The following is a 16,021-nucleotide window of genomic DNA, read 5'->3' on the forward strand; positions in this document are numbered from 1 at the left end:
GCCTCTTCGGCCGCGGGGGCTGTGCCCGTTTATGGGCCCCCGCCGCCCCCCGGCCTGCCCCCACGCGCCGAGCACGTTTGGCGCCGATTACCGCTTTTCCTGCCCGTTGCTGCATGCGCCGCTGCTTATAGGACTGCGGAGCGTTGCCGGTTTGCAACTGCATGAAGCGTTTCTGTCAAAACCTGCTCTCAGAATGCCGGTCCAAGCTCTTGCTGCTAGCCGCGCTAAGTGCATTCTTCGCGCGTGAGCTGCTCGTTGCAACTGATGGCTGCCTGCGCGCCTTCGGCGGCGGCGATAAGGGCTTGTTGGGCCGCGGGAGTAATGTCGCCGGCGGCATAGACCCCAGAGACGGACGTCTGGATGCGTTTGTCGACCCACACGGCACCGCTGCGCTGGAGCAGGCGGCAACCTAGCTGTTCAGCCAAAGGGCTGCGGTGCTGCTGTTCGGGGTGAATAAAGAGGGCATGACGGGCGAGGCTAGTGCCGTCTTGGAAATTTATGCGGTGGAGTTGGCGGTTGCGACGGCCGATTAATTGGCTAATGGGCTGCTCGTGGAGGATGATATGATGGCGCTTGAGGCGGTGACGAGCGTGCTCGGACAGGCCGGTCCAACCATCGGTACAGACGGCTACGTCCTTGGACCAGCGGCTGATGAGGAGGGCAAAGCCGGCTACGGATTTATTGGTGCCGTAGACAGCGACGGGCTGGTCGCAGACTTCGAAGCCATGGCAGTAGGGGCAGTGCAGCACGCCACGGCCCCAGAGCTCGTGCATGCCGTCGATCGGGGGCAGGATATCGGTGACGCCGGTGGCGAGGATAATTTTGCGGGTAGTGACTGCGCGGCCGGAATCCAGGGTGAGGTGGAAGATGCCGGTTTCGGGGTCTTTCGAAGCTTGGGAAACGCAGTTCTCGCGCCGCTCAACGGTGGGGTAACTTGCGAGTTGCTCGTGGCCGATACGGAGCAGTTCGTGCGGCTTAATGCCGTCGCGGGAGAGGAAACCGTGGACGGCGGGGGAGAAGTGGTTGCGGGGCCGGCCTCCGTCGCAGAGCAGGACGCGGCGGCGGCAACGGCCCAGGAGCAGGGCGGCACTCAGGCCGGCGGCCCCGGCCCCGACGATGACCACTTCGTAGTCGGTGGCGGGGACGTGGCGGGGGCGCCGGAAGGGGCGACGTGTGGATATGGGCATTGCTGACGGGACCGTGTTAGCTCGGAAATACCGTGGCCGCAGGGGTAAGGTTGTGCTTAAGAGCTAAAGAAGATTGAAGTAGTTCCGGATTTTCTGGTACTTGGGCCATCAACCTTTCCCCACTTGCCTATGCGACACCTATTACTTTTGCTGGCGGCCTGCGGCCTCAGTACCGGGGCTATGGCCCAACTTTCAGGTACCAAGACAATTGACCCGGCTGGTACGGGCACCAATAACTACCTCACGTTTACGGCGGCGGTGCAAGCCCTCAACGCTGGCGGGGTCGGAGCGGGCGGGGTAACGTTTCAGGTGAAAGCCGGCGCGACGTTTACCGAAACCATTCCGGCCATCACGGCAACCGGGACGACAGCTAATCCGATTCGATTCAGCAAGAGCGGGCGGGGAACCAACCCGGTGCTGCAGCTGGTGGGCGCGGGCGCAACCGACGCGGTGCTGACGCTGGACGGGGCCGATTACGTGCGCCTCGACAGCCTGACCCTGCGGGAAAACCCGGCCAACGCCACAGCGGCGGAAATGACGGAGTACGGCCTGTGGCTGAAGAACGGTGCCACGAACAACACGGTGCAGGGCTGCAGCATCGAGCTGAGCCGCAGCAACGCCAACAAATCCTACGGCGTGTACGTGCTGGACGGGAACAACAGCGCCAACCGCTTCTACAACGATGCGGTGAGCAACTGCACCAGCGCCTACTACCTGGCGGGCACGACGGCCACCTACGACACGGACAACGAAATCGGGACGCTGCCGGGTGGGCGCAGCCTGGTATCGCAGATCGGGGTGCCGGCTGCGGGCGGACCGCCCGTGACGACCATCGTGTACGCGGTGTACCTGAAGTCGCAGACGCGGGTGAAGGTGTTTGGGCTGGAGCTGACGGACGTGCAGGGGCCGGGCAGCGTGTACGGATTGTACTCGACGGGCACCAGCAACTCGGCCGACCTGACCGACAACACCCTGCGCAACGTGGTGAGCAACGCCACCGGCACGGGCATCGTGGAGGCCATTTACATCGACGGTGGTACGACCTCGAATATCTTCCGCAACCGGCTCGACGGAGTGCGGGCGGGCGGCTCGACGGCGTTTGCGGTGGGCATCGACGTGACGGGCGGCACGACCAACAACGTGGTGAACAACTTCGTGCAGAACGTGGCGGCCCCGGCCAGCACGGCGGGTACGGCGGTGCGGGCCCTGAGCCTGCGCGGCGGCACCAACAACAACGTGTTTCACAACACCGTGCTGGTGGAGTACGCCGCTACGGTGGCCAGCAACAAGAGCGGGGCCTTCTTTATGTCGGGGGCCAGCACGCCGGGCTACGTGGCTAACAACATCTTCGTGAACCGCGTGACCGGGTTGACGCCGGGCGCGGGCGGCATTGGGGCAGCGTTTTTCAAGGCGACGAATACGCTGACGACGCTGTCGGCGGGCTCGGGCAATAACCTGTATTACGCGGGCCCGCCCTCGGCCGAGCACCCGATTTTCTACGGGGCCAATACCACGGCCCCGGCCCTGGCTACCACGCTGGCCGACTTCAAGCAGCTGGCTTCGCCGGCCGAGCAGGCCTCGGTGACGGAAAACCCGCCCTTCGTGAGCAGCACCAACCTACACATCAGCCCGACGACGCCCACGCAGGTGGAAAGCGGCGGGCAGAGCCTGGTGGGCGGCACTGGCGTAGGCACGGATATCGACGGGGACGCGCGCAACGTGACTACGCCGGACATCGGGGCCGACGAGGGCACCTTCCAGCGCGTGGACCTGGCCGGCCCGGCCATTGTGCTGACGCCGCTGGGCAACACCAGCAGCCTGACCAGCCGCACGCTGAGCGGGGTGGCTATTACTGATGCCAGCGGGGTGAACGTGGCGGCCGGCACCAAGCCGCGGCTGTACTATAAAAAGAACACCGACGCCAACGTGTTTACGGCCGCCAACGACGCTACCGGCAACGGCTGGAAGTGGACCGAAGCCAGCAACGCGGCCTCGCCCTTCAGCTTCACGCTCGACGTGAGCAAGCTGCGCAGCGCCCCGGCGGCCGGCGACTCGGTGCAGTACTTCGTGGTGGCCCAGGACCTGGCCGCGACGCCCAACGTGGCCGCCAGCCCCGGCGTGGGTTTCGCGGGTACTTCGGTGGCGGCTATCAGCAGCGCCCCGACGCGGCCCTACGTGTACCGCGTGCTGGGCTTTATCAGCGGGGTGAAGACGGTGGGCACCTCGGCCGCGGCCGATTATCCCACGCTAACGGCCGCCGTGGCCGACCTGAACCGCTCGGAGCTGAACGGCAACCTGACCTTCCGCCTCATCGACGCCAGCTACACGGGGGAGACGTTCCCGATAACCATCAACGCCAACCCCGGCACCCGGCCCACGCCGGCGACTTCGCCGCGGGCGGTGCTGATTCAGCCGGCGACGGGTACGGGCACGGTGCTGCTGCGCGGCACGGCCACCACGCCGCTGCTCATCATCAACGCCAACTACGTGGGCATCGACGGGGGTACGGCGCAGAACCGGCGGCTGCGGCTGCGCAACGACGGCGTCGGCTCGGCCAGCGGTGTCATCTTCGCCTCGGGGCGCAACGTGGTCATCAGCAACTCGGAGCTGATTGCGGGCAGCAGCACGACGGGCTACGGCGTGGCGTTTGACGCGGTGGTGGCGGGGCGGCTGGCCAATTGCTTGGTGCAACGCGCCAACGTGGGCGTGCAGCTGCAGAACAACTGCGACTCGGTGCAGGTGATTGGCAACAGCATCGGGGCTACTGTGGCGGCCGATAAAATCGGAACGACGGGCGTGGTGGTGCTCAGCAGCCAGCACTTCGACGTGCGCGGCAACACCGTATCGGGCGTGACGCGGGCGGCCAGCCCGGCCGTGACGGGCGTGCAGGTGAGCGGTACCTCGCGCGAAGGCTACGTGCGCGGCAACTTCATCAGCGACATCACCCACACCGGCAGCACCACCTCGACTTCCTACGGCGCGGTGGGCATCCGCCTGGCTTCGTCGGAAGCAGCCGCCGCGGTACTGGTGAACAACAACATGGTGCGCGACGTGCTCAGCTACGGCGACGACGGCTTCAGCTTCGCCCCGCACGGCATTCTGGCCAGCAGCGGCGGGGGGTACGGCATCACCTACAACACGGTGGCGTTGAGCGGCACGATGAGCGGCGGGGCCACCCCGCAAAGCTCGGCTCTGCTGCTGAACACCGGCGTGACCAACGTGACGGTACTCAACAACATTCTCGTAAACAACATTAGCAGCACTCCCGCCGGCGGCCGGGTGTACTCGCTGATGGTGGTAGGCATGGCGGGCAATACGCTGCTGAACAGCAACAGCAATGACTACTACGTGACGGCAGGCACGTCGGCTGCCCTGGCCAGCATCAACGGCGTCGAGGCGTCGGCCATAGCGGCCCTGCGCACCGGCACCAACGGGGACCAACGCAGCGTATCGGTAGCCCCGGTCTTCGTATCAGCTGCCGACCTGCACCTGACCGGGCAGAACTGCGGCCTGGTCGGCGTGGGGCTCCCGCTCACCAGCGTACCGACTGATATCGATGGAGACGTGCGCAGCACCTCGTATTCCGTCATCGGGGCCGACGAAACCAACATCTGCGTGACGGCCGCGACCCTGGCCCAGGCCAGCTGGCAGACCAGCGTGTACCCGAACCCCTCGGCTGGCCTGCTGACTGTGGCCGTGCGCGGGGCCCAGGGCGCGCTGACGCTGGAAGTGCTGGATGCGCTGGGCCGGCCGGTTCTCCGGCAGGCGCTGCCCGCCGGGGCGGATGTCAGCCAGACGGTGGACCTGCGCGGGCAGGCGGCGGGCGTGTACCTGCTGCGCCTGAGCAACGGGCGTGCGAGCAGCAGCCAGCGCGTGATGCTGCGGTAGGACGCCTCACCTCCCGGCCCCCTACCTCGCTTGATGCACGACATGAAAAGGAGAGGGGGAGCCAGACGATTCGTATGATCCGCAGAAGCCAAAAGCGCGGCACCTCTTTCGGGGTGCCGCGCTTTTGGCTTCTGCGGGTCTGCGGGCGGCGTCGGTTAGTGCACCGGGCCGCGGCCACTTTGCTCGACCAGCTGCTTGATCTGCTGGTTGAACTCGGTTTGCTGCTTCAGGTCTTCGAGCGGGATGTGGAAGCGGTACTTCCAAAAGTGCTCGGGGTTGGCGGGCACGTTGATCTGCTCGTCCTGTGGGTTCTGGCGGCGCAGGTGCTCGTCGAGGGCCACTAGGTCCTGCAGGGGGAAGATGGCCCACATGGCGGGCGAATAGAGGTGCTGCACCATCATTTCGCGGGCCACCCAGGGCTCGGCGAAGTAGGGCGCCTGCTGACCACGGTGTCCCAGCAGCTGCTCGAAGAAGCGCTGGGTCCGCTCGTGGTCCTCTTCCCACCAGCCGCGCACGGTGCTCATGTCGTGGCACGACGGGGACACCACGGAGAGGTAGGCCGCGTCGTTGGGGTGCGAGAATTCGATGCCGGTGGCGGCGGGCATGCGCTGGATGTTCAGGCCGAGCATGCCGAGCTGGCGCATTACGCCGGGCACCGAGGCGGGCACCATGCCCAGGTCTTCGCCGCAGATGAGCATGTCGGTGGCGTAGCGCACGGCGGGCAGCTTCACCAGGCCCTGCTCGCGCCAGAAGTTCTCGTGGCGGCGGAAGAAGAAGTCGACGTAGAGGTCGTTCATGCGCTGGCGCGTCTGGTCGTCCAGCTCGCGGAAGGTGCGCGACTTGTCCACCGTGATGCGCGGGTGCCAGAACTCCCCGTTCGAGCCTTCGGCTTCCACGAACAGTACTTCGGTGAGCAGGCGGTAGAGGCCGAGGCGCTGGCGGGTGAGCCGCTCCAGCTCGGCACCTTCGGCAAACTCCAGGCGCGCTTCGAACACAGCTTCCACCTTGCGCTGAGTACTGACGGCCTCCTTCAGGCGGAAGGCGCCGTGGCCGGTTTCGTCGAGGAATTCCTCGCGCACGGCGTTGGCGTCGGCGTCGAACAGCTCCTCCAGGATGTGCCAGCGGATGTAAGGCTGCGTGAGGCGCTGGGCATCCCACCAGCCCAGCCGGTCGCGGATTTCGTCGCGGTGCAGGGGCAGGGCGGGCGAGAAGTGCCCAAGCAGGCCCTCTACGGCGTGGTTGGGGATTTCCCAGATGCGGAAGAAGCCCAGGATGTGGTCGATGCGCAAGGCATCGAAGTAGCGGCTGAGGTGGCCCATGCGCTGCTGCCACCACTGGTAGCCGTCCTCGGCCATTTTCTCCCAGTTGTAGGTGGGGAAGCGCCAGTTTTGGCCCGTGACGGAGAAGTCATCCGGCGGGGCACCGGCCTGCTGGTCGAGGTGGTAGAGCTCGGGCTGGGTCCAGGCCTCCACGGAGTGGCGGTAGATGCCGATGGGCAGGTCTCCCTTGAGCACCACGCCGCGCTGCCGGGCGTATTCCACGGCCTCGCGCAGCTGCTTGTCGAGGTGATACTGGATGAAGAGGTGCAGGCCGAATTCGTCGAACTCCTTGTGCTTGGGGTCGAGCAGGGCCTCGAGCCAGGCGCCGGGCTGCTGGAACTCCTGGGGCCATTGGCGAAAGTCGACGGTGCGGAACCGGTCGCGCAGGCCGCTGAACACGGCGTAGGGCGCCAGCCAGGCTTTCTGCTCCTGGTAGAACTGCTGGTAGTCCTGGTCGGCCAGGAAGGCTTTCTTCTCCTGCTTGTAGAGGGCGCGCAGAAACTTCCACTTGGCCTCCGTCACCGGCTGGTAGTCCACGAACTCGCGCGTGTTGAGCAGCTCCCGGGTTTCGTCCAGCTCCTTCTGCAGCGCGGCGTCCTTGAGCTTGGCAATGCTGTCGAGGTTGACGTACTGCGGGTGCAGGGCGAAGACCGAAATGGCCGCGTAGGGGTACGAATCGACCCAGGTATGGGTGGCGGTGGTGTCGTTAATGGGCAGCACCTGCACCAGTTGCAAGCCGGTTTCGACGGCCCAATCGACCAGCAGCTTGAGGTCGGGGAATTCGCCCACGCCTAAGCCCTGCTTGCTGCGCAGGGCAAAGACCGGCAGGGCCACGCCCGCGCCGTGCCAGGGGCCGGTGGTGTAGCGGTACAGCTCGTCGTGGCGCCAGCGCAGGGTGTCACGCCCCTGCAAGGGCGGCAGCACGCGGTCGGGGCCGCCTTCCAGGTCGATGCACTGCTGTTTCGCCGGGTCGTAGAGGCCGTACTTATAGATGACGGGCTTTTCCGCGTCGGCCAGCACCACGTCGGCCGACCAGGTCGGGAAGGTGGCATCGGAGAGGACCAGCGGCTTCCGGTTGTCCCAGGCGCCGAGGGCTTCGTCGGAGCCGAGCACGCACAGGCACTGCCCGGGCGCGATGCGCGGGGCCGTGAGCGAGAAGCGCGTGGTGGCGTCGGCGGTGCGGGCGCGGGCCTTCTTGGGCTGGTGACAGGGCGACTCGGCCGGGCGGCGGAAAATGGCCTGGGTGAAGGCGTTGGTCTGCAGCTCGTACTCGGGCAGCTCGGGCTGGTGCCAGAACTCGTCGACGACCACCGTGGCGTAGGTTTCGCCGGCGAGGCTGAGGGTGCGGTCGGGGCCGCCCTCCCAGGTCACGGCGCCGCCGTTGTCGTCCACCAACACGTATTTATAGCGCAGCTCCGCTGGGTCGGCGGGCAGCTCCGTTTCGCCTTCCCAGGTGTTGGTGCCGGGGTAGTAGGTCAGGCGCAGGGCTTGGGCGGGCTGCCAGTCGCCGAGGGCGGGGCCGGTGCCGCGCACTTCGAGGCGCTGGCCCCAGGTCGTGAAATAGGGAATGCGGAAACGGAGGCGCATAAAAAAACGATGCAAGAAATCGGAGGGCAAAAGTCGGATATTTAGCCGATTCTACCGCAGTTTCTGAGCGGAAGCTTTGCGGTGGCGAGTAAGTGTTTACTCCGCGCCGCGCCGTAGGGTTGGAAAGTGGCTAGGGACGCCCACAAGCCCGGATAAGACCCGCGGCGGCGGCGGGCCCACCGCCAAAAAACGGCTGTCACCAACGGGGTTTTGGGCCGCGCCGCCGTCCGAAACGGCGGCGGGCGAAACTGCCAAGCCGGGGCCCACAAAAAAAGGGCCGATGTAACATTCTGGCCTTTTTGTTCGTCCGAAAGGGCTCAGTAGCCGTTCTGCTTTCGGGCGCACGGCACTCAGCCCTTCTCTCTCGCTTGGCAAACTCTACGAATACTACTCCACCCGCGGCGCCGGCTCCCCAGCCCGCGCCGCGCCACCGGCTGCCCGGTCCCCTGCGCTGGCTGCTCTGGGGCCTGCTGGGCCTCGTCGGTCTGATTGTCCTCGTGGCCGTCGGGCTGTATTTCGCGCTGCAGGTGCCCTCGGTGCAGGACTGGGCCGCCCAGAAAGCGGCCGGCTACCTGCAGGGTAAAATCGGCACGGAAGTCCGCATCAATAAATTCCGCACCGACTGGCGCCACGGCTTAGCCCTGGAAGGCGTGTACCTGGAAGACCAGAAGGGCGACACCCTGCTGTCGGTGGGCAAGCTGGCCGCGGGCATCGACCTGTGGGCCCTGGCCAAGTCGCAGATCAACGTGAGCAACGTGGAGCTGACCGACGGCACGGTGCACATCGCGCGCACGCTGCCCGACTCGACTTACAACTTCGACTACATCCTGGCCGCCTTCGCCACCGGCGACACCACCACCGCCACCCCGGCCGACTCCACCGGCGGCTTCAAGTACGACATCGGCGAGGCCCACCTGGCCCGCGTGTACCTGACCTACGACGACCAGGTGGACGGCATGAACGTGCGCGGCCGCGTGGGCGACTTAGCGGTGCGCATGAAGGAAGTGGACGTGGACCGCAGCATCTACCGGGTGGAAACGGCCAGCCTGAAGAACACCGGCATCAACATCCGGCAAACCAAGGTGCCGCCGGATACGCCCGCCGAGCCGCTCACGCTCACCTTCGGGCTGGGCCAGGCCACCCTCGACAACGTGGCCCTGAACTATGCCAACGACCCCTCCAAGCAGTACATCAGGACGCGCATCGGGCAGGCGCGGGTGACGGCCGACAACATCGACCTGATCCGGCAGCGCATCAGCCTGAACTCGCTGGTGCTGCGCAACTCCGATATCAGCTACGCCCAGAACTCCACGGTGCCGGTGGAGCAGCGCGTGGTGAACCCGGCCGAAGCGGTGCAGAAAGTGGACTCGGCGGTGGCCCAGACCACTGGCGCGCCCACCAGCTGGCGGGTGGCCCTGCGCAACTCCGACATCAGCGGGGTGCGCTTCGCCTTCGACAACCTCGACGAGAAGCGGCAGCGCACCCGCCTGCCGGCCATGGACTACAACCACCTGCTGTTCGACTCGCTGGCCCTGCGCACCCGCGACCTGCTCTACACCGAAAACCGCACCACCGGCCGCATCGACCTCTTGCGGGGCCGGGAGCAGAGCGGCTTCCGGGTGGATAAGGCCCAGGCCGACGTGGTGTACGACTCGGTGCAGATCCGCCTCGACAACCTCGACCTGATTACGCCCCACACCCGCATCCGCCGCACCCTGGCCATCGGCTTCGACTCCTTGGGCGCGCTGGCCGACAGCCGCACCCTGGGGCGCACGCGCATCGAGGCCAACCTGCAGAACACCCGCCTGGGCTTCCGCGACATTCTGTACCTGGCGCCCGATCTGATTACCGAAAAGCCTTTCACCAGCGGCCCGAACCAGTCGGTGCTGCTGAGCGGGCAGGTGAACGGCCGCATCGACAATTTCGCGCTCAACAACGTGGAAATCGTGGGGCTGCGCAACACCATCGTGAAGGCCTCGGGCCGCATCCAGGGGCTGCCCAATACCGACCGCCGCCTCTACACCGACCTGAACATCCGGCAGCTGACCACCACCCGCCGCGACTTGAACGACATTTTGCCCGCCGGTACCATTCCGCAGGACGTCATCGAACTGCCGGAGCGGGCCACGCTCAGCGGCACCATCAAGGGGCGGCCCACGGCCAACGACCTCGCGCTGAACCTGAAGGCCAATACCTCCTTCGGCGGGGCTACCATTGCGGCCAACCTGCGGCCGGGGCCCACGGGCAAGGAGCCCGTTGATGCCCGCTTCAACCTGCAGAACTTCCAGCTCGGCCGCCTGCTCAAGCAGCCTGACATCGGGCCGGTGACGGGCTCGGGCACCTATACCGGCGTCGGCTTCGACCCCGAGACCATGCGCGGGCAGCTGACGGCCAAGTTGCAGCGCGCCCGCTACGGCAACTACACCTACCAGAACATCGACGCCAACGTGGGCATCACCGGGCAGCGCTACGACATCGTGGCCCGCAGCACCGGCGACTCGAACGCGGCCTTCAACATCAAGGGCGTCGTTGATCTGAGCAACCCGAACGCCCCGCAGTACTCCTTCGGCGGCTCCTTGCAGGGGCTGAACCTGACTGCCCTGGGCTTCTACTCGGGCGGGCAGCTCAGCCTGAAGGGCGACCTGGACGCCAACCTGCGCGGCTCGGACCTGAACTCACTCAACGGCACGGTGAAGGGCGACAACGTGGTCATCAACCTCAACGGGCAAAGCATTCCGCTCGACTCGCTCGACGCCCGCATCCTGCAGCAGCCGGGCCGCACCGAGGTGGACTTTACCTCGCGCATTCTGCAGGCCACGCTGCGCGGCAACACCCGCCTCGGCGACATTGCCACCGAGCTGCAGCGCCACATCGACCGGTACTTCGACCTGCCGGACGTGCAGTACCGGCCCTCGGCGGTGGCGCGGCAGTTTACCTTCGACGTGAACGTGCCCAAAACCGGGGCGCTGCTGCTGCCGCGCTTCGTGCCGGGGCTCACCCGGATTTCGCCCTTCAAGCTGGCCGGCAGCTACGACAGCCGCGCCGCCAACCTGACGGTGCGCACCGACATTGCCCGCCTGCGCTACTCCGGCACCACCGTCGACTCGATGAAGCTGCGCGTGACCTCCGACCCGCAGAAGCTGGACTACGGCCTGCTGATCGACCAGGTGTACCAGGACACGACCCTGAAGATTCCGAATCCGAGCCTGACCGGCAGCATTGCCAACAACCAGATCGGGACGCGCCTGCGCATTGCCGAGTCGGACTCGGTGCAGCGGCTGAGTCTGGGCGGCACCCTGCAGGTGCTCAACGGGGCGCAGACCTACCAGTTCAGCTTCGCGCCCGACATCGTGCTCGACAACAAGCAGTGGACCGCCGCCCCCGGCGGGGTGGTGCGCTACACCTTGTCGACCGGCAACATCGACGCCCAGAACGTGCGCATCTCGCGCAGCCAGGGCGCCGCCGACCGGTTTCTGGCCCTGCAGACGCTGGCGGGCCCGCGTAACCCGCTGCAGGTACAGCTCGGCAACCTCGACCTGAACGGCCTGGGCCGCGCCGCCGGCCTGCAGGACTCCCTGGTGGGCGGCACCCTCAACGGGCAGGCCGTGGCCTACAACCTGGGCCGCACCGGGCAGGCCTTCACGGCCGACCTCACGCTGGGCGGCTTTGCCTACAATAAGTACGTGCTCGGCGACCTGCGCGCCCAGGTCGTGAACAACACCGCCGACCGCTACGACCTGACCGCCAACCTGACCAAGAACGACGGCACCGACGTGCGGCTGAGCGGTTTTTACAATACCAACGGCTCCATTAACGTGGTGGCCAACATCGCGCAGTTCAACCTGAAAGCCATTGAGCCCTTCTCGGCCGGGCAGATCCGCGAAGCTACCGGCGCGCTGACCGGGCGCTTCACCGTGACGGGCACCACCGCCGCGCCGCAGCTGCGCGGGGCCGCCCGCTTCCGCGACGGGGGCTTCACCCTCTCGCAGCTGGGCGCCCCGTTCCGCCTCTCCGACCAGGAGCTGGTGCTCAATGACCGCGGCCTGCACTTCGACCAGTTTGCCATCATCGACTCCCTGGGCAGCCGCGCCATCGTGGACGGCTACATCGAGCCGGCGCGCAACCTGGCGCAGGTGGGCCAGTACCGCCTGCAGCTCACCGCCACCACCGACCACTTCCTGGCCGTGCAGAGTACCCGCCGCGACAACCCGCTCTACTACGGCACGCTGTTCGTGGATTCGGACAGCCAGGTGCGCGGCAACCTGCAGCGGCCCAACGTGCGCACCCGCGCCACCGTGGCTGAAGGCTCGAACCTGACCGTGGTGGTACCCACCGACGAGGCCGTGGCCGTGGAGCGGGAGGGCATCGTGGTGTTCGTGGACAAGGACGCGCCCAAGCCCAACGCCGATTCGCTGCTGACAGCTATGGCCGACGACATCGACAGCGCGGCCGTGGCCACCGGCTACGACGTGCGCGCCAACATCACCGTCAACGACAACACGCCCTTCACCATCGTCATCGACGAGGCGGCCGGCGACAACCTGAAAGTGCGGGCCGACGGCACCCTGAACGCCACCCTCGACGAGCGGGGCGCCCAGACGCTCACCGGCCGCCTCGACGTGACCCAGGGCCAGTACGTGCTGAGCCTCTACGACCTGGCGGAGCGCAAATTCGACATTGCCCCGGGCTCCTTCATCACCTGGAGCGGCGACCCGTACAACGCCCAGCTCAACGTGACGGCCATTTACAAGGTGCGGGCCGTGGCCGCCGACCTCATTGCCAACCAGCTCGACGCGGGCTCGGAGCTGAGCAACCTCTCGCGCAACCGCCTGCCCTTCGAGGTGTACCTGAACGTGACCGACCAGCTGCTCAAGCCCACCATCGGCTTCGACATTCGGGTGCCGGAGGGCACGACCAGCCCGGTGGCCGAGCCGGTGCGCGCCAAGCTGGAGCAGCTGCGCCAGCCCAGCAACGTGAACGAGCTGAACAAGCAGGTCTTCTCCCTGCTGGCCCTGAACCGCTTCATCGCCGAAAACCCCTTCCAGAGCACCGCCGGCCCGGGCACCTTCGTGGGCAACCAGCTGCGCGGCTCGGCCAGCCAGGTGCTGACGGACCAGCTCAACAACCTGACCGGCGAGTACCTGGCCGGCCTGGGCCTGGAGCTGGGCGTGGACTCGTACACGGCCGTGACGGGCACCGGCGCCCAGCAAAACCGCACCGACCTGAACGTGGCCATGCGCCGGCAGCTCTTCAACGACCGGCTCTCGGTCCGCCTCGGCACCGACGTGCCGCTGGGCGGGGGCAGCAACGGCACCCAGGCCACTTCGGGCACCGCCGCCGCCAGCCAGTTTGCCGGCGACGTGAGCATCGAGTACAACATCCTGCCCGACGGCCGCCTGCGCCTGCGCGCCTTCCGCAACAACGCCTACGAGGACATCGATGGCCAATTCATCCGCACCGGCACCTCGCTCATCTTCCAGCGCGACTACAACTCCCTGCAGGAGCTGTTCCAGAAAGTGGCGCCGGAGATAAAGCAGGCGGTGAAAACGGACCGCAAGGAGCGCAAAGCCGAAAAGGCCGCCGCCCAGGATACGCTTAAAAACAACGCCCTGAACTAGGACCGCAGATGTCAGAACCTACCCCGACGACGCCGATGCGGACGACTCACCCGGTGCTGCGCGCCGCTGCGCTGGCGGGCCTGCTGCTGCTGGCCGGCTGCAGCGGCACGCGCTTTATTCCCGACAACGACAAGCTTTACACCGGCTCGGCGGTGAAGGTGACCTCGCCCTACCCCATTGCCAACGAAGCCGCCCTGAATACGGAGCTGGAATCGATGATTACGCCCAAGCCCAACGCCTCCATCCTGGGGCTGCGGCCCAAGCTGTACTTCTGGCACATGGGCGCGGGCAAAACCAAGGGCCTGGGCAAGTGGCTGGCCGACAAGTACGGCGAAGCCCCGGTGCTGCTCAGCCAGGTGGACACCCAGAAGGTGAAAAACCTGATGCTCAACCGCCTCTACAACAACGGGTTCTTCGCCAACCCCGTGGTGCAGAGCAAGGTGACGGCCAAGGGGCGCACCGCCACCGTCGACTACACGGCGCGGGTGCAGAAGGCCTACACCATCAAGGAAATCCACTTTCCGGACCGCGACACGCTCATCGACCGCGACATCCGCAAGACCCAGGCCGGCTCCCTGCTGAAGGTGGGCGACCCGTACAACCTCAACCGCCTCATCGACGAGCGCACGCGCATCGACAACGAGCTGAAGCAGACCGGGTATTACTACTTCGCGCCCGATTACCTCATCTACGAAGTCGACAGCACCGAGCACAACACGGTGGACGTGTACCTGCGGGTGAAGGGCAGCATTCCGAAGCGGGCCGCCAAGCCCTACGTGCTCAACCGCGTGACCCTGAACACGCGCTTCGGCCTGACCGATACCACCGAGAGCATCAAGCCCATCATCTACCAGAAGTTTCGCTACGTGCCCGATGAGGAGGTGTTCAAGGCTAAGGCCATTACCCGGGCCACCTTCCTGCACCCCGACTCGCTGTACCGCCGCCACCGCCAGGACCAGACGCTGAGCCGCCTGATGAGCCTGGGCACGTTCAAGTTCGTCGACATTCAGTTTCGGCCGGCCCGGCAGAAGCCCGACTCGGCCGGCTACGGCTTCCTGAACGCGCAGGTGCGCATGACGCAGCTCAAGCGCAAGTCCATCCGGGCCGAAGTGCAGCTGGTGCAGAAAACCAACGGCTTCACCGGCCCGGGCTTCACGGCGCAGTTTCGCAACCGCTCGGCCCTGCGCGGCGCCGAACAGCTGATTCTGAACTTCGTGGGCACCTTCGAGACGCGCTCGGCCCCGCCCAAAGCCACGCCCGACGCGCCGGTGCTCGGCCTCTCGTCGGTGGAGGCGGGCGTGAACGGGCAGCTGCTGGTGCCGCGGTTCATCGCCCCCTTCGACATCCGGCTGCGCGAGTCGGACTTTCAGCCGCGCACCACCTTCGGGGCCGGTTACCGCTACGTGGAGCGGCGGCAGTTTTTTCAGGAAGACTTCTTCAACCTGAATTACGGCTACAGCTGGAAAACCAAGATTACCAACGAGCACGAGTTCCGGCCCGTCGATTTGCAGTACATCCGCCTGGCCAACACCGAGCAGGCGTTCCGGGACCTGCTGGTGCAGCGACCCTTCTTGCGCCTGAGCTTCGACCAGCAGTTCATCCCCGCTTCGTCGTACCGCTACACCTACAACACGCAGGTGTATGAGAAGCGGCGCGAGCAGGTGTACTTCAGCGGCGGGCTGGAGCTGGCCGGCAACCTGGCCAGCGCCGTGAGCCGCCAAAGCAGCACCACCGCCGACGGCCGCACCCAGAAGGAAATTTTCGGGCAGGCGTTTTCGCAGTATTCCAAAGTCGACCTGGAGTTTCGCAACTACTACCGCATCACCCAAAACCCGACCAGCGGCAACAAAATAGCCACCCGCGTGCTGCTGGGCCTGGGCACGCCCTACGGCAACTCGCGCGTGCTGCCCTACCTGAAGCAGTACGGCATCGGCGGGCCCAACAGCGTGCGGGCCTTCGGGGCGCGCTACGTGGGGCCGGGCACCTACCGCCCCACGGGCGCCAACCAGATCAACAACCGCTTCTACGACCAGGTGGGCGACATCCGCTTCGAGGTCAACGCCGAGTACCGGCAGGACCTGTTTCCCTACGTGAAGGGCGCTTTGTTCGTGGATGCGGGCAACATCTGGCTGGCCAACCCAGACCCGAGCCGCACCACCTTCGACAGCAGCGGCAACCCCGACGGCAAAAACGGGCAGTTCCAGCTGAATTCCTTCTTCAAGGAGCTGGCCGTGGGCGCCGGCGCCGGCATCCGCGTCGACGTGCAGTTTCTCGTCATCCGCCTCGATTACGCCGTGCCCATGCGCGTGCCCTACTCCACCACCAACATTCCTCCGGGCGAAGAAGACACCATCCCGCGCGTCGGCAGCTTTGTCGACGGCCGCCTGAACCTGGCCATCGGCTACCCCTTCTAAGTGGTGAA

5 protein-coding genes are annotated in these 16,021 nt (G+C 66.2%); 3 read left to right on the plus strand and 2 right to left on the minus strand.

Going from position 1 to position 16,021, the window contains the following annotated elements; all coding sequences use genetic code 11:
* Positions 1-224: 224 nt before the first annotated feature.
* Positions 225-1,187 (minus strand): NAD(P)/FAD-dependent oxidoreductase, encoded by a 963-nt coding sequence (locus FDY95_RS07465; RefSeq protein WP_138076278.1) that lies wholly within the window; start codon positions 1,185-1,187, stop codon positions 225-227.
* A 129-nt stretch (positions 1,188-1,316) separates the two neighbouring features.
* Between FDY95_RS07465 and FDY95_RS07470 the strand changes: the two genes are divergently transcribed.
* A complete protein-coding gene (locus tag FDY95_RS07470; protein ID WP_138076280.1) occupies positions 1,317-5,075 on the plus strand; it encodes a T9SS type A sorting domain-containing protein in 3,759 nt (1,252 codons plus the stop codon).
* Positions 5,076-5,230: 155 nt separating this feature from the next.
* Here the strand turns inward: FDY95_RS07470 and FDY95_RS07475 are convergent, their stop codons facing one another.
* A complete protein-coding gene (locus tag FDY95_RS07475) occupies positions 5,231-7,981 on the minus strand; it encodes a 4-alpha-glucanotransferase (RefSeq protein WP_138076282.1) in 2,751 nt (916 codons plus the stop codon).
* 368 nt (positions 7,982-8,349) lie between these two features.
* Between FDY95_RS07475 and FDY95_RS07480 the strand changes: the two genes are divergently transcribed.
* Complete coding sequence (locus tag FDY95_RS07480) at positions 8,350-13,599, plus strand: translocation/assembly module TamB domain-containing protein (protein ID WP_138076284.1); 5,250 nt, start codon at positions 8,350-8,352, stop codon at positions 13,597-13,599.
* A 35-nt stretch (positions 13,600-13,634) separates the two neighbouring features.
* Positions 13,635-16,013, plus strand: a complete 2,379-nt coding sequence (tamL, locus tag FDY95_RS07485; protein WP_138076286.1) for a translocation and assembly module lipoprotein TamL — start codon at positions 13,635-13,637, stop codon at positions 16,011-16,013.
* Positions 16,014-16,021 lie beyond the last annotated feature (8 nt).

The organism is Hymenobacter jeollabukensis, assembly GCF_005771675.1.
GTDB classification, from domain to species: domain Bacteria; phylum Bacteroidota; class Bacteroidia; order Cytophagales; family Hymenobacteraceae; genus Solirubrum; species Solirubrum jeollabukense.